Source organism: Pseudomonas sp. P1_F7, assembly GCF_056405655.1.
On the sequence record NZ_JBFUBR010000026.1, the window covers coordinates 41,543 to 60,590 of the forward strand.

Genomic DNA, 19,048 nt, shown 5'->3' on the forward strand with positions numbered 1-19,048 from the left:
TCGTTGTAGCGAAATCGATACGGCATATGTCAAGGATGAAAGCCGAGGTGGATCAAAGCCTTGCACAGCCGTGACCGGAGAGGGGTGTAGCGATATCGTTCCGCTGTAGCGCTTTCAGTACAGATGGAGGTCGTTTTTAAACAGGTGAAGAAGTTTTCGAAGTGACAATCCGTTCCGTAGGAGCTGCCGCAGGCTGCGATCTTGTCGCAGGCACCATAAGATCAAGTACACAGCCCACCATCTGTGGACGCAAGGCTTCAAGCCTTGTTGGGAATCCCGTACTTGCGCAACCGATGGGCAATCGCCGTGTGGGAGGTTTGCAGGCGGGTCGCCAGTTGCCGGGTCGAGGGGTAGCTGACGTAGAGTTTTTCCAGCAGGGTTTTCTCGAACTCGTCCATGGCCTGTTCCAGGCTGTCGACGTCATGGTCGCTCTGGCGGGCCACCGAGGTGCCGGCGATGTCGAGGTCGCCGATGTCCACCAGGCTGCTTTCGCAAATCGCAGCGGCGCGGAAGATCACGTTTTGCAATTGCCGCACATTGCCTGGCCAGCGGTTGCCCAGCAGCGCCGGGTAAGTGCCCGGCGCCAGGCGACAGATCGGGCGCTGGATCTGCGCGCAGGCCTGCTGCATGAAGTAGCGGGCCAGCAGCAGGATGTCCTGGCCGCGCTCGCGTAGCGGCGGCACTTCAACGTTGAGAACGTTGAGGCGATAGAACAGGTCTTCGCGGAACAGGCCTTCGCTGACCATTTTTTCCAGGTCGCGGTGGGTCGCGCTGAGGATCCGTACGTTGACCTTGACCTCACGGTCACCGCCGACCCGGCGAAAACTGCCGTCGTTGAGGAAACGCAGCAATTTGGCCTGCAAATACGGCGACATCTCGCCGATTTCATCGAGAAACACCGTGCCCTGGTTAGCCAGCTCCATCAGCCCCGGTTTGCCGCCCCGTTGTGCGCCGGTAAAGGCGCCGGGGGCGTAGCCGAACAGTTCGCTTTCGGCGAGGTTCTCTGGCAATGCCGCGCAGTTCAACGCCAGAAACGGTGAACTGTACCGGGCGCTGATGGCGTGGCAGGCGCGGGCCACCAGCTCCTTGCCGGTGCCGGTTTCGCCCTGGATCAGCAGCGGTGCATCGAGGGCCGCCACCCGCTGGGCACGCGCCTTGAGAGTGCGGATCACCGGGGACTCGCCGAGCAGCGCATCGAAACCTTCGGCGTGGTCATGGTGCAGCGCGGAAAGGCGTTCGCCGATGCGGTTCGGTTGGTACAGGGTCAGCAGGGCGCCGGCGTCGGTAATCGGAGTGGCGTCGAGCAATAAAGTCTGGCCGTTGACGGTGATTTCCCGCAGCGGCAGGCGGAAGCCGTGTTCGAGCAAGGCGTCGAGCAAGGCCGGGTCGGCAAACAGGTCGCCCACGCTTTCACCGCCCGGTTCGCGGCCGTACAGGGCAATCAGGGCCGGGTTGGCCAGCAGCACCTTGCCGTCGCTGTCCAGCGCCAGCACCGGGTCGGTCATGGCTGCGAGCAAGGCGTCGAGCTGCAAGTGCCGGCGCTGGCCCGGCAGGATGTCGACCACCGTCACCGCTTGCACGCCACGCACGCTGAACAGGGCATCGCGCAGTTCCTCGAGGACTTGCGGGCTCAGGGTCGGGGCGTCGATATAAACATTGGGCGGGACCATTTCCACCGCATCCAGGTTCAGATTGCGCCCGCCGAGCAGGGCCAGGACTTCCTGGGTGATACCGACGCGGTCGATGAAGCTGACGTGGATACGCATGGGGCGGTTTTGGGTTCTGCAGTGCGAAGGGTGGCAAGTATGCCTTGGGGCGGGCTAATGGTGAAATTTTGCGCGGACTTTGATTGGGCTATAGCCCCCTGTGGGAGCGAGCTTGCTCGCGATGGCAGTGTGTCAGTCAACATCAATGGTGGATGACAGGCCGCCATCGCGAGCAAGCTCGCTCCCACAGGTACAGCGTCCACTTGGAGGCTGGGTTATTCCAGGTGCTCGGGTTTGACCGGGTCGCCCGATTTCATGTTCAACTGCACCCGCACGTCTTCGAACATCGCGTCGTAATGTTTGTGGACCGAACCGATGTTGCTATGGGTTTTCGGGATGCCATGCTTCTCGGCAATCTTGGTGACGTTGCTGGCGAAGTTGTAGGCCATGTCCTTGGGCAGGAAGAACGACTCGCTCATGTCTTTGTTCTGAATGCTGCCGTGCATTTTGAACAGCATCCCTTTGCCTTCCTTGGGGTCCTGACTGACTTCATAGTCGAGGTAGATGTTGTAGCTGACGTCGTCCTTGTTCAGCGCGTGTCGCTCGATGTGCAGGTGACCCGGCTCGAACGTTGCCATTGTTGACTCTCCTTCAAAAGGTCTTGAATCAGGGCAGACCGCAGGCCTGCCCCGCAGTTTCGGTTATTGATAGCTGATGCCCGGTGTCGCCGTGCTGATGCGTGTACCGGCCTTGCCCTGGACGATCGCTTCGATGTCCGCGAGCGAACCGATCACTGCGACTTTTCCAGTATGGCGCGCGAATTCGCAGGCTGCCTGCACCTTCGGTCCCATGGAGCCGGCGGCGAAGCCGAGTTTTTCCATTTCGTCGGGGTGGGCCTGGGCGATGGCTTTCTGCGTGGGTTTGCCAAAGTCGATGAAGGCGGCGTTGACGTCGGTGGCGATCACCAGCAGATCGGCTTCAAGTTGTTCGGCCAGCAGCGCCGAGCACAGGTCCTTGTCGATGACCGCTTCGACGCCTTCGAGTTTGCCGGGCGACGTATACATGGTCGGAATGCCGCCGCCACCGGCGCAGATCACGATGCTGCTTTTTTCCAGCAGCCATTTGATCGGACGGATTTCGAAGATGCGCTTGGGTTTCGGGCTGGCGACCACGCGACGATATTTGTCGCCGTCCGGGGCAATGGCCCAGCCTTTTTCGGCGGCGAGTTTTTCCGCATCGGCCTTGCTATAGACCGGGCCGATGGGCTTGGTCGGGTTTTTGAACGCCGGGTCATTGGCATCGACTTCGACCTGGGTCAGCAGGGTCGCGAAGGGCACTTCGAAGTCCAGCAGGTTGCCCAGTTCCTGTTCGATGATGTAGCCAATCATGCCTTCGGTTTCGGCACCGAGCACGTCCAGCGGGTAAGGGGTGACGGAGGTGTAGGCTGCCGCCTGCAATGACAGCAGTCCGACCTGGGGGCCATTGCCGTGGGCGATGACCAGTTGGTTGCCGGGATGGATCTTGGCGATCTGTTCGGTGGCGATCCGGATGTTGGCGCGCTGGTTGTCAGCGGTCATCGGTTCACCCCTGCGGAGCAGGGCATTACCGCCCAGAGCAACGACGATACGCATGGTGCTAGTCCTTCTAAACAGAGGAAAGGCAAACGACTCGATTCCCTGTGGGAGCGAGCTTGCTCGCGATAGGATCACCGCGGTCTGTCAGAGACACCGAGGTGCGGCCATCGCAGGCAAGCCAGCTCCCACATTGACCGTGTTCCGTCAGTGGGAGCCGAGTCAGCCGTTACAGGTCAGCCAGCGTCGACACCAGAATCGCCTTGATCGTGTGCATGCGGTTTTCCGCTTGCTCGAAGGCGATGCAGGCCGGCGACTCGAACACGTCATCGGTCACTTCGATGCCGTTGCTCAGGTTCGGGTACTGCTCGGCAATCTGCTTGCCGACTTTGGTATCACAGTTGTGGAACGCCGGCAGGCAGTGCATGAACTTGGTGCGCGGGTTGCCGGTGGCTTTCATCAGTTCGGCATTGACCTGATACGGCAGCAGTTGCTGGATGCGTTCGGCCCAGGCTTCGACCGGCTCGCCCATCGACACCCAGACATCGGTGTGGATGAAGTCCACGCCCTTGACCGCCGCTTTCGGGTCTTCGGTGAGGGTGATGCGCGCGCCGCTTTCTTCGCCGTATTTTTTGCAGCGAGCCACCAGGTCGTCCGCCGGCCACAGGGCTTTCGGCGCGCAGATGCGCACGTCCATGCCGAGTTTGGCGCCGATCAGCAGCAGCGAGTTGCCCATGTTGTTACGGGCATCGCCGAGGTAGGCGTAGCTGATTTCGTGGATGGGCTTGTCGGCGTGCTCACGCATGGTCAGCACGTCGGCGATCATTTGCGTTGGGTGGTATTCGTCGGTCAGGCCGTTGAACACCGGCACACCGGCGAACTTGGCCAGTTCCTCGACGATTTCCTGTTTGAAGCCACGGTACTCGATGGCGTCGTACATGCGCCCGAGCACACGGGCGGTGTCCTTCATGCTTTCCTTGTGGCCGATCTGCGAAGAGTTCGGGTCGATGTAGGTGACGTTGGCGCCCTGGTCATAGGCTGCAACTTCGAACGCGCAGCGGGTGCGGGTCGAGGTCTTTTCGAAGATCAGCGCGATGTTGTTGCCCTTGAGATGCTGCTGTTCGGTGCCGGTGTACTTGGCACGCTTGAGGTCGCGGGACAGGTCGAGCAGGTAGCGCAATTCGCGAGGGGTGTGGTGTTCCAGGCTCAGCAGATTGCGGTTATGGATATTGAACGCCATTTTGGATCTCCTAAGGTGTCGGTTATCCCCTTGGCCCGTGCATGCCCTTGGGTAGAGGGCAGCGCGGGCCAAGGTTCATAGGTTAGTAGTCAATCGGGTCGCGGATGATCGGGCAGGTCATGCAATGGCCGCCGCCCCGTCCCCGGCCGAGTTCGCCGGCGCTGATGGTGATGACTTCCACACCGGCCTTGCGCAGCAGGGTGTTGGTGTAGGTATTGCGGTCGTAGCCGATGACCACGCCGGGTTCCACGGCCACCACGTTGTTGCCGTCGTCCCATTGCTCGCGTTCGGCGGCGAAGCTGTTGCCGCCGGTTTCCACCACGCGCAGGGCCTTGAGGTTGAGGGCCTGGGCCACGGTGTCGAGGAAGTTGGTTTCTTCGCGGCGGATATCGATGCCGCCCGCTTTGCTTTCATCGGGACGCAGGGTGAAGGCGACGATCTGGTTCACCACTTCCGGGAAGATCGTGACGAGGTCGCGATCGCAGAAGCTGAACACCGTGTCCAGGTGCATTGCCGCGCGAGATTTCGGCAGGCCGGCGACGATCACTTTCTCGACGGCTTTGTTTTTGAACAGGTTCACCGCCAGTTGCGCAATGGCCTGCCGCGACGAGCGTTCGCCCATGCCGATCAACACCACGCCGTTGCCGATCGGCATCACATCACCGCCCTCCAGGGTGGAGTTGCCATGCTCTTTGTCCGGGTCGCCGTACCAGATCTGGAAGTCGGCGTTGGTGAACTCGGGGTGGAATTTGTAGATGGCGGTGGTCAGCAGGGTTTCCTGACGGCGTGCCGGCCAGTACATCGGGTTGAGGGTGACGCCACCGTAGATCCAGCAGGTGGTATCGCGGGTGAACTGGGTGTTGGGCAGCGGCGGCAGGATGAAGCTGGAGTTGCCGAGGAAGTCGCGGAACATCTCGATGGCCTTGCCACCGAAACTGGTCGGCAGATCATCGCCCGATACGCCGCCGATCAGGAACTCGGCGATCTTGCGCGGCTCCAGGCTGCGCAGCCACGAGGCGGTTTCGTTGATCAGGCCCAGGCCCACCGAGTTGGCGGTGATCTTGCGTTCCAGGATCCAGTCCAGGGCTTCGGGGATGGCGACGATGTCGGTCAGCAGGTTGTGCATTTCCAGCACATCGATGTTGCGTTCGCGCATCTTGGTGACGAAGTCGAAGTGGTCGCGCTTGGCCTGGGCCACCCACAGCACATCATCGAACAGCAGTTCATCGCAGTTGTTCGGGGTCAGCCGCTGATGGGCCAGGCCTGGGGAGCAAACCATGACTTTGCGCAGTTTACCGGCTTCGGAATGGACGCCGTACTTAACTTTTTCCTTGGTCATTACAGTGATCCTCCAGATGTCAAAACAGTGCTTCTAGAAACAGAAGCTAAAGAGTCAGGAAGCCGTCATAGAGACCGTAGGCCGCCACCACGGCGCCCACGACCACCGCAGCGAAAATCAGCTTCTCGACGTTGGTGAAAACCGGTTTGTTGATTTCCAGCTTGGCCTTGGCGAACAGGATCACGCCGGGGGCGTAGAGCAGGGCGGACAGCAGCAGGTACTTGATGCCGCCGGCGTACAGCAGCCAGATCGCGTAGATCAGGGCCACGGCACCGATGATCAGATCCTTCTGCCGCTCGCCCGCCGCGCCTTCGTAGCTTTCGCCACGCACCGCCAACAGCAAGGCGTAGGCCGCCGACCACAGGTAGGGCACCAGAATCATCGATGTGGCGAGGTAGATCAGCGACAGGTAAGTGCTGGCCGAGAACAGCGTGATGATCAGGAAAACCTGCACCATGGCGTTGGTCAGCCACAGGGCGTTGACCGGTACATGGTTGGCGTTTTCCTTGCGCAAAAACTCCGGCATGGTGTGGTCCCTGGCGGCGGCGAACATGATCTCCGCGCACAGCAGCACCCAGGACAGCAACGCCCCCAGCAACGAGATGATCAAACCGACGCTGATCAGCACCGCGCCCCAGTGACCAACCACGTGTTCCAGCACGGCGGCCATTGACGGGTTCTGCAGTTTGGCCAGTTCCGGCTGAGTCATGATCCCCAGCGACAGCACGTTGACCAGGACTAAAAACAGCAGCACGGTGACGAAGCCGATCACGGTGGCTTTACCCACATCGCTGCGCTTTTCCGCCCGGGCCGAAAAGATGCTCGCGCCTTCGATGCCGATGAACACCCACACGGTGACCAGCATCATCTTGCGCACCTGGTCCATCACGCTGCCCAGGTCCGGGTTCTTCAGGCCCCAGATGTCGGCGGTGAAAATGTCCAGTTTGAAGGCGAACAACGCGATCAACATGAACAACAGCAGCGGCACGATCTTGGCGACGGTGGTCACCAGGTTGATGAACGCTGCTTCCTTTATTCCTCGCAGTACGAGGAAATGTACGGCCCAGAGCAGCACCGAGGCGCCGATCACGGCAGCGGGGGTATTCCCCTCCCCAAATAGCGGAAAGAAGTAGCCGAGGGTGCTGAACAAAAGTACGAAGTACCCCACGTTGCCCAGCCAGGCACTGATCCAGTACCCCCAGGCGGACGAGAAGCCCATGTAGTCGCCGAAACCGGCTTTGGCGTAGGCGTAGACCCCGCCATCAAGATCGGGTTTGCGGTTGGCCAGGGTCTGGAACACGAACGCCAGGGTGAGCATGCCGACGGCGGTGATCGCCCAACCGATCAGAATGGCGCCGACATCGGCACTGGCGGCCATGTTTTGTGGCAAGGAAAAGATCCCGCCACCAATCATCGAACCCACGACTAACGCAACCAGCGCGCCGAGTTTGAGTTTTCCGGGAGCTTCAGACATTGCATGACTCCAATGCAGGAGAAGAGAGGCAACAGACTAATTCCGTTGACTGCTCAATCAGCTGACTTAGATCACTAAATGAGAGCGTTCCCAGTTTGTTGGCGGAGTGCCATCATTTACAATGTTTCTGCCTGTAATGCTTGTTCTAGAGCCTTTTGCAGATTATTTCAGTACTTTGTATAGTTTGTTTCGAATTATGACGCTAGTTGGTTTTTCAGAATCTGCAAATTTTCTTTATGGGTTTTTTGTACAAAATTGACGTATTAAAAAATCGTATACAACAAATGATTATATCGACGTCTTAATAGCCATTTTGTGCAAGTTAAAAGACGCTTGTTGGCGTTATCCAATAAACGTTATTACTCTTCATCAGTTTAGTTGACGCCCGTTATGTGACGATCTCGCAGCAGTTGTCGCCCGCCAAAGAAATGGAGATGCAATGATGTCGCAATCACCGAGCAAGCTTCGCCTGAGCGCGTTGATCGCGTTGGTGGTGGGTTCGATGATCGGCGGCGGGATCTTTTCCCTGCCGCAAAACATGGCGGCCAGGGCCGATGCCGGGGCGATTCTGATCGGTTGGGCAATCACGGCCGTCGGCATGCTCACCCTGGCGTTCGTGTTCCAGACCCTGGCCAACCGCAAGCCGGAGCTGGACTCCGGGGTGTACGCCTATGCCAAGGCCGGGTTCGGTGACTACATGGGCTTTTCTTCAGCCTGGGGGGACTGGATCAGCGCCTGGCTGGGCAACGTCGGCTACTTCGTGCTGCTGTTCAGCACCCTCGGTTATTTCGTTCCGGTCTTTGGCGAAGGCAACACGCCGATCGCTATCGTCTGCGCTTCGGTGCTGCTCTGGACCGTGCATTTTGTGGTGATGCGCGGGATCAAAGAGGCGGCGTTCATCAATCAAGTGACCACCGTGGCCAAGATCGTGCCGCTGATCATGTTCATCGTGATCACCGCCGTAGCGTTCAAGGCGGACATCTTTACCCTCGATATCTGGGGGCGCAACAACCCGGAGTTCGGCAGCGTGATGGATCAGGTTCGGCACATGATGCTGGTCACCGTATTCGTGTTTATCGGCATCGAGGGCGCCAGTGTCTATTCCGCCCGGGCGGAGAAACGATCCGACGTGGGCCGCGCGACAGTGATCGGGTTCGTTGGGGTATTGGCGCTGCTGGTGCTGGTGAACGTGCTGTCGCTGGGGATCATGACCCAACCGGAACTGGCGAAACTGCAGAACCCTTCATTGGCGGCGGTGCTTGAACGCATCGTCGGCCCCTGGGGCGCGTTGCTGATCAGCGTCGGCCTGGCGATCTCGTTGTTGGGTGCCTTGTTGTCCTGGGCGCTGCTGTGCGCCGAAATCCTCTTCGCCACAGCGAAAGACAAGACCATGCCGGCATTCCTGACCAGGGAAAACGCCAACCGTGTGCCGGTCAATGCGATGTGGCTGACCAACGCGATGATCCAGTTGTTCCTGCTGATCACGCTGTTTTCCGCCGGCACCTACACCAGCCTGATTTATCTGGCGTCCTCGATGATTCTGGTGCCGTACCTGTGGTCGGCGGCGTATGCGGTGTTGTTGTGCGTGCGCGGTGAAACTTACCAGCAGGCACCGGCCGAGCGGAGCAAGGATTTGCTCATTGGCGTCATCGCTTTGAGTTACGCGGTGTGGTTGCTGTACGCCGGTGGCCTGAAGTATTTGCTGCTGTCGGCGTTGCTGTATGCGCCGGGTGTGATCCTGTTTGCCAAGTCACGTCATGAACAGGGCATGCCATTGTTCACGGTTATCGAGAAAAGCATTTTCACCGGTGTCATTGGGGGCGCCGGGCTGGCGGCTTATGGGTTGTACAGCGGGTTGCTGAGTCTGTGAAGGTGTTGCTGGCGTATCAACCACCCTATGACTGGCCGGCGATGCTGGGTTTTTTGTCGGCGCGGGCGATTGTTGGCCTGGAAACGGTGGTCGAGGGTGTTTACTCGCGCAGTATCGACTTGCATGGCGTTCACGGTACGTTTTCGATCCAGCCTGCTACATCCGATGCGCTTGAGCTGAATCTGGACTTTCCGGATGCTGCTGCCGTGCCCGAGATCGTTGCGCGAGTGCGGCGGATGTTCGATCTGGATGCCGACCTGTCCACGATTCACCGGCACCTGGCGGTTGATCCGCTGATGGCGCGGTTGATTGCCGAGCGCCCCGGGCTGCGTGTACCAGGAGCGTGGGATGGCCTGGAACTGGCGATCCGCGCGGTGCTGGGGCAGCAGATTACGGTGGTGGCGGCGATCAAATTGGCGGGGAAACTGGTGGCGCAGTACGGTGTGCCATTGAGTTCACTGCAGTCGGGATTGAGCCATGTGTTTCCCACGGCTGATGTGCTGGCGGGAGCGGATCTGGCGACGCTGGGCATGCCGAAAAGCCGAGGCCGGACGTTGTCGGGGGTGGCTCAGGCACTGCTCGAGGATCCACGATTGTTTGAGCCCGGCCGGATGGGAGGCGTAGCACGGTTGCTGGCCTTGCACGGGATTGGTGACTGGACGGCGCAATACATTGCCTTGCGACAGTTGCGGGAGATGGATGGATTTCCCAATGGCGACGTGGGGCTGATCAATGCGTTGACGGCGCTGGAGGGTGGGCCGGTGACAGCGAAGCAGTTGTTGTTGCGGGCTGAAGGGTGGCGGCCGTATCGAGGGTATGCGGCGCAGGTGCTATGGACTGCTTTGAGTCGGTCGGACTGAGCTGATCCGGTTTTTGTGTTGCTGTTTCTGGCGCCATCGCGAGCAAGCTCGCTCCCACAGTTGATCGCGATCGTCAGGAAAAATGCGGTCCCTGTGGGAGCGAGCTTGCTCGCGATGGCTATCTAAAACTCACTACCACTGCGCGCAATGTGAACCCAATTCGGTTGCCGGTAGCGCCCATTGCAACGGTGTCCCAGTCATCTTCAATGGGGCGTGCAACCGATGCGCTGGCCCCCACGGAGTCTGCTCCACCATCACCCCCTGATCCTGCTCATCTTCCGCACGTAACGCTTCAATCGTCCCCGGCCCATGCTCGATCAACAACCTCGCCGTACGCGCCAACGACAATCGCGCCGAGCTCCCCATCCCGCGGCTCAAGCGCTCTGCCAATAACCTGATCGCACTGGCCGCCATCAAATACCCGGTGGCGTGATCGAGGGCCTGCACCGGCAACGGCGTCGGCTTGTCCGCCTGCTTCCAGCGCATGCCCGCTTCGGCAATGCCGCTGCTCATCTGCACCAGGCTGTCGAAGCCCCGGCGGTTTTGCCAGGGGCCGCTCCAGCCATAGGCATTGAGGCAAACATCAATCAGGCCGGGGTTCAGTTGATGGCGCTCATTCGTGCCGAAGCCAAGTCGCTCCAGCGCATCGGCACGATAGCCATGGAGCAGAATGTCGGCGTCCTTGAGCAGGCATTCGAATACCGCGCGATCGGACCTGTCGTTCAGATCAAGACGCGCGCAACGTTTTCCCAACGTGACTTCCGGCACCACCCCCGGCTCGTTCCAGGTCGGCGGATCGATGCGCAAGACATCGGCGCCCAGGCCTGCCAGAAAGCGACTGGCGATGGGCCCCGCCAGTACCCGGGTCAAGTCCAGTACCTTGATGCCGGCCAGTGGTCGAGCAACTGAACCTGTCCACGGTTTGCGGCTCTGGCTTGGGTGGTTGGCGAACAGAATCAAGGGTTCGGCATTTACCGCCTGTCCCTGCGGATGGGTCTGCCATTGATCCCAAGTGCGCATTTCGGCGGCGCAACCACCGGCATCGACCACTGCTTGCTCCAACTCGCTTTTCGTCCATTGCGCCACTTTGCCGGTCATCGCTGCGCGGTCGGCACAGGCACCGAGCACGTTTTCGGCGGCAGCGCGGTGGTGGGGCGCGTTGGTGTGCAGGCGAATCCAGCCATCGCGGGTGGCGTAGTCACCGGCCACCGGATCCCACAACGGCGGAACGCTCCAGCCGATCGGACGAATCGAGGTCGCGAACCAGAAGGATGCCAGGCGTCGGTCAACTTCAAGGTCGGGCAGGCGCCCGGTTTGCTGGTGCAGTAGTTCGCTGGCGGCCTGGCCGGCGGCGGCCATGCTGGCGCAGGCCAGATCCGTGACGGCAAACGCCGAGGGCAGGGCGCCGCTGGACGTGAATGAAATCGGGGTATGAGGCAAACCGAGTGCGGCTTGAATGGACGTGAGCAGATCAGTCATCGAAGGGCCCTCCGGAACGAGAGCCAGATCTTAGTCCAAAAAATTCCAAGTCAGATGAAATCCCTCTGTGGGAGCGAGCTTGCTCGCGATGACGGAATTACATTCAACATCAATGTTGATTGAAAGACCGCTATCGCGAGCAAGCTCGCTCCCACAGGGGATCTTCGGTAGGTGCTTTAAACGCGGAACTGATCCATCAACTTCATCTGCTGGGTGGTCAGGGTGTTGAGCTGGCTGCTGATCTGCGCCGATTCGGTGGCCTGGCCGGTCAGGGTTTCGGTGACGGTGCGGATCGCCGAGACGTTGCGGTTGACCTCTTCGGCCACGGCGCTTTGCTGCTCGGCGGCGCTGGCGATTTGCAGGTTCATGTCGCTGATCACGGTGACCGCGTCGCTGATCTTGCTCAAGGCCTGGACCGCCTGCTGGATCTGCCCGGCGTTGCTGTGGGCCTGAGTCTGGCTTGAATGCATGGTGGCGACCACGCCGCGGGTGCCGGACTGGATGCGTTCGATTACCTGGCGAATTTCTTCCACCGAATCCTGGGTGCGTTTGGCCAGGTTGCGCACTTCATCGGCCACCACCGCAAAGCCGCGACCGCTCTCGCCGGCACGGGCGGCTTCGATGGCAGCATTGAGGGCCAGCAGGTTGGTTTGCTCGGCGATGCTGCGAATCACCTCCAGCACCGAACCGATCTGCTCGCTGTTGACCGCGAGGGCTTCGACTTCGGTCACGGCCTTGCTGACTTCGTTGGCCAGTTGATTGATATCGCGGGTGCTGCGCTCGATGATCGACATGCCGTCGCGGGCCGACTGGTCGGCACCCTTGGCGGCGTTGGCCGCGTTCGAGGCACTGTTGGCGACATCGTGGGCGGTGGCGCTCATCTCGTTGGACGCCGTGGCGACCTGGTCGATTTCGCGGAACTGCACCTGCATGCCTTCGCTGGTCTGGCGGGCAATCTCCGACGATTGATCGGCCGTGCCGCGGGCGTCGGTGATGCTTTGCTTGATCTGCGCGATGGTCGGTTGCAGCTTGTCGAGGAAGCGGTTGAACCAGCTCACCAGTTCGCCCAGTTCGTCCTGCTTGCTGTAGTGCAGGCGCTGGGTCAGGTCGCCGTCACCGCTGGCAATCGCCTTGAGCATGTCGGCCACGCTGTTGATCGGGCGGGTCACGCCGGACGCGGTGAGCCACATCAGCAACAACCCAAGCAGGCCGGCAATCACCGCCACCGACAGGGCCTTGATCGTGCCGCTTTGCTGGGCATCGTCGAGTACCGCTTGCAGCTTCACCGAGTCGGCCAGCAGCACTTGTTTGGGCAGGTCGATCACCACGGCCCAGGCCTTGGCATCGGCAATCGGGCTGACCGGGTACACCGCACGGATCAGGTCGCCTTGCTGGAGAATCTTCGGCGCGCCGCTGCCGAGCAGTTGCAGGATGTCCTTGCCATCTGCACCCAGGGTGTCGCCGATGTTCTTGCCGACTTTCGTTGCATCGACACTGTAGGCCGCCATCACGCCAGTGCCGGAGACGATGAGCATGTGCCCGGCACTGTTGAACAGGTCGCGCTGGGAGTCGACCGCCGCCGCTTGCAGGGCGTCGAGGGCGATGTCGATACCGACCACACCGATGGACTTGCCATCCACCAGCAGCGGTACGGAAATGGTGGTCATCAACACTTCCTTGCCGCCGACCGTATCGGCGTAGGGGTCGAGCAGGCAGGTGCGCTTGCTGTCCCGCGGGCAGGTGTACCAGACGTTGTACGGCGTGCCGCTGAGGTTCAGGGTGGTTTTGGTCATGTCCTCTTCGACCATGATCGTGTTCAGCGACTCGCCCCCGGCGCGGCTCCAGTAGGTGGCGAAACGACCGATTTCGTTGGACTGGCGGGCGGCGTCGTTGGCGAACTCGCTGTCCTTGCCGTCCAGGCCGTTGGGTTCGAACGCCAGCCAGATGCCCAGCACTTTGCCGTTGCGCTCGAACGCGGTTTTCAGGCTCTGGTTCAACTCTTCACGCAGGGCGCCGGGTGCAAGCTCGCGCTTGGCGGCCAGGGTGCGCATGTCCTTGATCTGGTCGGCCAGGGCGGTCACCACCGTCAGGGTTTCACTGAATGTCTTCTGCACCCGCACCGCTTGCTCGGCGGCTTTGGCCTGGAGCAGGTCCTGCACACTGGCGGTGAGCATTCTGCTGCTGGAATCGCTGACCAGGTCATCGTTCTGATTGGTCTGGTAGATATTCATGCCCACTATCAAGGCGACTACACCCAGCAGGCACAGACCGGACAGCAGGACGATTTTCAGGCGGATGGACAGTGAGTCGAACATAGGGCGAACTCGCGAATGGATGAAGTGTTGGCTGTGGGCCGTTGCGGCTCACTCGCTAAATCCATTTAGCGCCGATCAATGCACATCGGCGTGGCGTTGAGGTTACATGAGGGGCAACCCGACGAACGGTAATGGTTGAACGTTTGCGCAGGAAAATGTGCCGAAAAGCGCTTTAAAACGAAGAAAAATCGCGGAGTTGTTCAGACGGGTTCTGGCAGTGATTCCGGCCGTGACCAGATCCACAGATTGCCCAGCCCCATCCCGATAATCGCCAGGTAGACCGGCCAGCCGTGATCGAGCATCGCCAACATCAGACCGGCACATAACAGCATGCTGACAGTGGCGCTGACTTTTGCTCGACGCGCGATGATCTTGCCGTTGCGCCAGTTATGGAGGATGGGGCCGAACAGTCGGTGGTTTTCCAGCCAGGCACTCAGGCGCGGCGAACTTCGGGTTGCGGCCCAGGCGGCCAGCAGGATGAACTCGGTGGTTGGCAGGCCGGGTATGACGATGGCGACCAGGCCGATGCCCAGGCTGACATAGGCCAGCAGGCCGAAGAGAAGGCGGGAGAGTTTGGAAGAGGTGGGCATGGGCTCGGGAGGAAGGCGTTCAGGCTTGATCGGGATCTAGCGGACTTACTCGGTCCCTGTGGGAGCGGGCTTGCCCGCGATAGCAATTTACAATTCAGCATCTCTATTGGATGCGAAGCCGCCATCGCGGGCAAGCCCGCTCCCACAGGGGTTAGATGTCTCAGGCCGGCTCGGTGGTTGTCGAATAAGCCTGCTCCAGCAACACGGTAAACCGGTTGAACGCGTCGATGGCGCCTTTTTCCACTTCGGCTTCTTCCTGGGTGCTGAATGCCAGGCCGTCCAGGGTCTGGACGAAGCGCTTCCAGCCTTCAGCGCGGCCACCGGCCGGTTCGCCGAGGTGGCGGGCGCCGAAGGTTTCGCTCAGGCCAAGGCCCACGGCACGCTTGATCAGGAACGCCGCACCGAGCTTCGAGCCTTCCGAAACAAAGATCCAGCCCAGGGCTTCGGCCTTGGTCGGGTTCTTCAGTGCACCGGCCACAGGTGTCGGCACGTCGGTGTCCAGGTCCGCGAGGTCGGCCCTGGCGGCATCGGCACGGCAGCGGGCCGGCAGATCCGGGACGATGGCGGTCAGTTCGGCATCGTTGTACAGCGACACCAGTTCCGACTGGAACAGGTACTGCGCTACCACGAAGCGGGCGAAATTGGCCGGGGTTTCAAACGGGGAGTGGGCCTTGACCAAGGCATCGAGCTTGCTGTGCGGCTCGTTGGTGATCTGGTTCAAACGCTGCGAGCGCAGGTTGGGGCGTTGTTCGGTGGCCTGGGTAGTCATGGCAATTCCTTGGAGAAAGAAGAGGCGCTTGGTAACGAGACGAACAGCAAGGCGCCTGACAGTAAAAAATCCTCACCGGGCGGCTTGATGAAACCGCCCGCCGGGATGTGCGGATCAGATATCCCAGATCAGGTTGACCGCAAAGTTGCGACCCGGCTGGGTCAGGCGATCGAGGTTGGCCGGTTGGGTCACCGAGGCTTCGCCGACGCTGTCGTAGCCGCGCACGTCATCCCACAGCCAGTACTTCTTGTCGGTGAGGTTGTAGACGCCGCCGCTGACGGTCACGTCGTCGGTCACCTTGTAGAACGCACTCAGGTCCAGAATGCCGAAACCGGGGGTCTTGAACTGGGTGCTGGTGCCGTCCGGGGTCTTGAAGCTGGTGCTGTCGACGCGGTCCTTCTTCTTCACCAGTGTCCAGTTGAGCACACCGCCGTAGGTGTCCTGGTCGTAGCCGAGGCCGAATACGCCGGTCAGCGGGTTGACGCTGTTGAGCGGCTCGCCGTTGTCGTCGTTGCGCCCGTAGGCATAGGCCACCGAGCCTTGGGTGTAGAGGCCTTGCGGCGCGCCGAAGGCGTCGAGGTTCAGGCGGCCCTTGACCTCGGCACCCTTGATGGTGGCGTGCTTGATGTTGTTGCTCTTGAAAATGGTCTCGCTATAGCCGGGCGTGATGGCGTTCTCGTTGATGAAGTCGCGGTACTTGTTGTAGAACACCGCCACGTCAAACGAGCCCTGCTCGAAGTTGCCGCGCAAACCCGTCTCGTAGCTTTTGCTTTTTTCCGGTTCCAGGTCCGGATTAGGCGCTACCCGATAGCCACCGGCGATGTTTTCGAAACGACCATACAACGCCTTGGCGGTCGGGGTGCGGAAGCCTTCGGCGTATTGGCCGAACCAGGTGTAGTGGTCGTTGAAGCTGTAGGTGGTGCCGAACTTCGGCGACAGGCGATGCCAGGTCTTGGTCTCGTCGCTCACCACGCCGTTGCCGCTCTGGTCGGCGGTGGCCAGGAACTCTTCGGTGATGTGCGGCTTGAGCTGGGTGTAGTCGTAGCGTGCACCGGGCAGGAAGGTCCAGTTGCCCCAACTGATCTGATCCTGGGCGAACAGGCTGTAGCTATTGATGGTCGGGTCCGGGAAGTCACTGGCGGGTTTCAGCGTGTCGAGGGCGCTCGGGGCGCCAATGACACGGCAGGCACCGGCCACGGTCAGGCAGGTGCCGGTACCGGTACGCAGGCCGGTAACTTTGTCCTGCTTGATGGTGGTGCCATAGGTGACGAAGTGATCGGTATCGGCGATGGCAAACGACTTGTCAGCCTGGGCGTCGAATACCCATTGGCGATCCTTGAAGTTGGTATCGCGGTTACGCAACACGGTCCGCGACGGCGCGTAGATTTCCGCGGTGCTCTGGTCGGTCTTGGCAATCTGGTAGTTCAGCGTCCACTTGATGTTGTCAGCCAGTGCGCTGTCCAGACCGAAGCTGTGTTCCAGGCCAAAGCGTTCGCGGGTGATCGTGTCGTTACCGGTACGGGACTTATAGAAGCCGAAACCGCGTCCGGCATTGAACGGGCCGCCCACTGCGCTCAATTGATTGGTGTCGCGGTCGTCTTTGTAATGCTCGTAGGTCAGGCCCAGGCGCGCGTCGTCAGCGTAATTCCAGCCCAGTTTGGCCAGCACGCTGGTGGTGCGCACGTCCTGGGGGTTGGCTTCAGTGCGGTTCAGGCCAGTGCCGCCGGTTTCGCCAAAGGACTCTGTTTCATGACCGTTGCGTTGACTGAGATGCAGCAGGCCATCGAACTCGCCGTTACGGCCGGCGACGGTGCCGGAAGTCAGCCAGCTGTCGTCGGCGGAGCTGTAGCCGGTTTTCAGACGTGCGCCGACATCCTTGCCCGGTTTGATGATGTCGTCCGGGTCCAGCGTGTAGTAGCTGACCGCACCGCCAATGGCGCTGCTGCCATACAGCACCGACGCCGGGCCCCGGAGGATTTCCACACGCTTGACGATTTCCGGGTCGACATAGTTGCGGTTGGTCTGGGCATACGGGCCGTTGAAGAAACCGTCGGGCACCTGCACGCCATCGACCTGGGTCAGCACACGGTCGCCATCGATGCCGCGAATGTTGTAGCCCGTGATGCCGGCGCGTTGACCTGCGCCGCCTACCGAAACACCGGGTTCGTAGCGCACCAGTTCCTTGATGGTGTTGACGTTGTTGCGGTCCAGATCCTCGCGCGTGTAGACGGAGACCGTGCTCGGCACGCTGTTCACAGCCTGCTCGTTACGGGTGGCGCTGATGGTGACCTGATCCAGATTGAGGGCACTGCTACCGCTGCGTTTTTCCAGAACGATGCTGTTGTTGCCCAGCTTGCGATAGCCCAGGTTGGTCCCCACCAACAGGCGATCCAGGGCTTTCTCAGGCGACAGCGAGCCGCGTACTCCCGGCGAGGCCACACCTTGTGCCAGCTCCGACGACACGCCGACCTGCCAGCCCGTCACGGCGGTAAAGGCATTGAGTGCCGACACCAGTGACTGCTGGGGAATGGCGAACGAGTAGTCGCCCATTTTGCGGGTCGACTCCTCGGTGGCGGTGGCGGCCATGAGCGGTGCGGTACCGGCCATCAGGATGGCAGCAGTCAGCAGCGACAGCACGCGGGAGGGTGAAGGGGCTTGGCGGGTAAGGCGAGAGGACATCGATAGCGCTCCGTGTCGCACGAATCTTTATAGGTGCTGATTGGCATGGTGAGATGCGAATCAATTGCATTGGCTATAACGAGACGTACGGGGTTTGGCTATCGAGTAAAAATAATTCTCATTCAGTTCAAGATGACCAGCGCCGGGAATTCCTGGAGCCGGGCCGAGGTGATATGAGCCAGGGCGCGAACCACGTCCAGCGGCTGATCGAGGCGGTAGTTGCCGGTCACGGTGACATCGGCCAACTGTTCGTTGTTGTTGATGATCCAGCCCGGGTAGTAGCGGCGAAGTTCTGCCAGCACCTGGTTCAACGGGCAGTTTTCAAACACCAGGCGTCCCTGGACCCACGCCAGGTCAGTGGCGGCATCCAGCTTGGCCGGGCGATCGAAGCCGTTGGGGCCGATGCGAATGCTTTCCCCGGCGGACAAGCGCACCCGCGCGTCATCCCGGGTGGCACGCAAGTCGACATCGCCGCGCTGTACCCGAACCTGCGCCACGCCGTCGAGGTAACGCACGGCAAACGCGGTATCGCGAACGCTGGCCGTGACCGGGCCGGCGTCGATTTCCAGAGGTTGGCCGCGATTGGCCTGCACTTCGAAAAACGCTTCGCCCTGATACAGGCGGGCAACACGTTGCTGGTCGTTGATGGTGCTTGAGAACGCCGAATTGGTATTGAGCAGGACCCTGGAACCGTCCTCCAGTTGCAGGCGCTGACGCTCGCCGACCACGGTCTGGTGATCGGCCTGCAGGCGCATCGGCAAACTGCTGAAACTGAACAGTCCGAGCAGCAGCACAGCGGCGGTGGCCAGTGGTTTCCAGTGCGGACGCAGACGGGCGAGGACAGTGACTTTCGCCGGACGGGCGGCCAGGCTTTGCGCGCATTGCGCCACTTGCGGGCCGTCCCAGATCGCCTGGGCCTTGGCGAACGCCTGGGCATTCAACGGATCGGCATCAAGCCATGCATGGAATTGGCGGGTCTGCTCCTGGTCGGGACTGCCGAGCACGATCAGCCAGTCCAGGGCCTGGTCCATCGCGCTAGCGGGGTCCTGCGCCGATGAAGGCTCAGGGGAGCGGTGGTTGTCCGTCACGGTGTTTCCTCGGCAGGGGCTTCTGAAGAGCAGTTTCAAGCGACAAGCGACAAGCTGCAAGCTCGGTT

Annotated in this window: 14 protein-coding genes and 1 pseudogene; 2 read left to right on the forward strand and 13 right to left on the reverse strand. The window is 60.8% G+C overall.

The window, feature by feature from the left end; all coding sequences use genetic code 11:
• Positions 1 to 257: 257 nt before the first annotated feature.
• From AC1D1M_RS28780 to arcD (AC1D1M_RS28805), 6 genes are all read right to left on the reverse strand, one after another.
• Entirely contained in the window at positions 258 to 1,766 is a 1,509-nt protein-coding gene (locus AC1D1M_RS28780) for a sigma-54-dependent transcriptional regulator (RefSeq protein WP_477778304.1), read from the reverse strand.
• A 215-nt stretch (positions 1,767 to 1,981) separates the two neighbouring features.
• A complete protein-coding gene (locus tag AC1D1M_RS28785) occupies positions 1,982 to 2,344 on the reverse strand; it encodes a DUF5064 family protein (RefSeq protein ID WP_150757912.1) in 363 nt (120 codons plus the stop codon).
• 63 nt (positions 2,345 to 2,407) lie between these two features.
• Positions 2,408 to 3,337: a carbamate kinase gene (arcC, locus tag AC1D1M_RS28790; protein WP_477778305.1), complete on the reverse strand. Its 930-nt coding sequence runs from the start codon at positions 3,335 to 3,337 to the stop codon at positions 2,408 to 2,410.
• Positions 3,338 to 3,506: 169 nt separating this feature from the next.
• Positions 3,507 to 4,517 carry an ornithine carbamoyltransferase gene (locus AC1D1M_RS28795; protein ID WP_477778306.1) on the reverse strand — a complete coding sequence of 337 codons (1,011 nt, stop codon included), beginning with the start codon at positions 4,515 to 4,517 and terminating at the stop codon, positions 3,507 to 3,509.
• 82 nt (positions 4,518 to 4,599) lie between these two features.
• Positions 4,600 to 5,856, reverse strand: a complete 1,257-nt coding sequence (gene arcA / locus AC1D1M_RS28800; protein ID WP_223445821.1) for an arginine deiminase — start codon at positions 5,854 to 5,856, stop codon at positions 4,600 to 4,602.
• A 46-nt stretch (positions 5,857 to 5,902) separates the two neighbouring features.
• Positions 5,903 to 7,330, reverse strand: a complete 1,428-nt coding sequence (gene arcD / locus AC1D1M_RS28805) for an arginine-ornithine antiporter (protein ID WP_477778307.1) — start codon at positions 7,328 to 7,330, stop codon at positions 5,903 to 5,905.
• A gap of 442 nt (positions 7,331 to 7,772) precedes the next feature.
• Between arcD (AC1D1M_RS28805) and arcD (AC1D1M_RS28810) the strand changes: the two genes are divergently transcribed.
• Both arcD (AC1D1M_RS28810) and AC1D1M_RS28815 read left to right on the forward strand, forming a co-directional pair.
• The gene (gene arcD, locus AC1D1M_RS28810) at positions 7,773 to 9,200 is read left to right on the forward strand and encodes an arginine-ornithine antiporter (RefSeq protein ID WP_477778380.1); all 1,428 of its coding nucleotides are present in this window, start codon (positions 7,773 to 7,775) and stop codon (positions 9,198 to 9,200) included.
• Complete coding sequence (locus AC1D1M_RS28815; protein ID WP_477778308.1) at positions 9,197 to 10,060, forward strand: DNA-3-methyladenine glycosylase family protein; 864 nt, start codon at positions 9,197 to 9,199, stop codon at positions 10,058 to 10,060. Before arcD (AC1D1M_RS28810) ends, AC1D1M_RS28815 begins: the two co-directional genes overlap by 4 nt.
• A 132-nt stretch (positions 10,061 to 10,192) precedes the next feature.
• Here AC1D1M_RS28815 and AC1D1M_RS28820 read toward each other — a convergent pair whose 3' ends face one another.
• From AC1D1M_RS28820 to AC1D1M_RS28850, 7 genes and pseudogenes are all read right to left on the reverse strand, one after another.
• A complete protein-coding gene (locus AC1D1M_RS28820) occupies positions 10,193 to 11,539 on the reverse strand; it encodes a CoA transferase (RefSeq protein WP_477778309.1) in 1,347 nt (448 codons plus the stop codon).
• Between the two features lie 176 nt (positions 11,540 to 11,715).
• Positions 11,716 to 12,471, reverse strand: coding sequence for a methyl-accepting chemotaxis protein (locus tag AC1D1M_RS28825; protein WP_477778381.1), 756 nt, complete (start codon positions 12,469 to 12,471; stop codon positions 11,716 to 11,718).
• Between the two features lie 102 nt (positions 12,472 to 12,573).
• Positions 12,574 to 13,854, reverse strand: a pseudogene (locus AC1D1M_RS28830) (methyl-accepting chemotaxis protein); the annotation flags it as partial.
• Positions 13,855 to 14,054: 200 nt separating this feature from the next.
• The gene (locus AC1D1M_RS28835; RefSeq protein ID WP_477778310.1) at positions 14,055 to 14,444 is read right to left on the reverse strand and encodes a YbaN family protein; all 390 of its coding nucleotides are present in this window, start codon (positions 14,442 to 14,444) and stop codon (positions 14,055 to 14,057) included.
• A 160-nt stretch (positions 14,445 to 14,604) separates the two neighbouring features.
• Positions 14,605 to 15,213, reverse strand: a complete 609-nt coding sequence (locus AC1D1M_RS28840) for a biliverdin-producing heme oxygenase (protein ID WP_477778311.1) — start codon at positions 15,211 to 15,213, stop codon at positions 14,605 to 14,607.
• Between the two features lie 114 nt (positions 15,214 to 15,327).
• Complete coding sequence (locus AC1D1M_RS28845; RefSeq protein ID WP_477778312.1) at positions 15,328 to 17,892, reverse strand: TonB-dependent receptor; 2,565 nt, start codon at positions 17,890 to 17,892, stop codon at positions 15,328 to 15,330.
• A 122-nt stretch (positions 17,893 to 18,014) separates the two neighbouring features.
• The gene (locus tag AC1D1M_RS28850; RefSeq protein ID WP_477778313.1) at positions 18,015 to 18,980 is read right to left on the reverse strand and encodes a FecR family protein; all 966 of its coding nucleotides are present in this window, start codon (positions 18,978 to 18,980) and stop codon (positions 18,015 to 18,017) included.
• Positions 18,981 to 19,048: the final 68 nt, after the last annotated feature.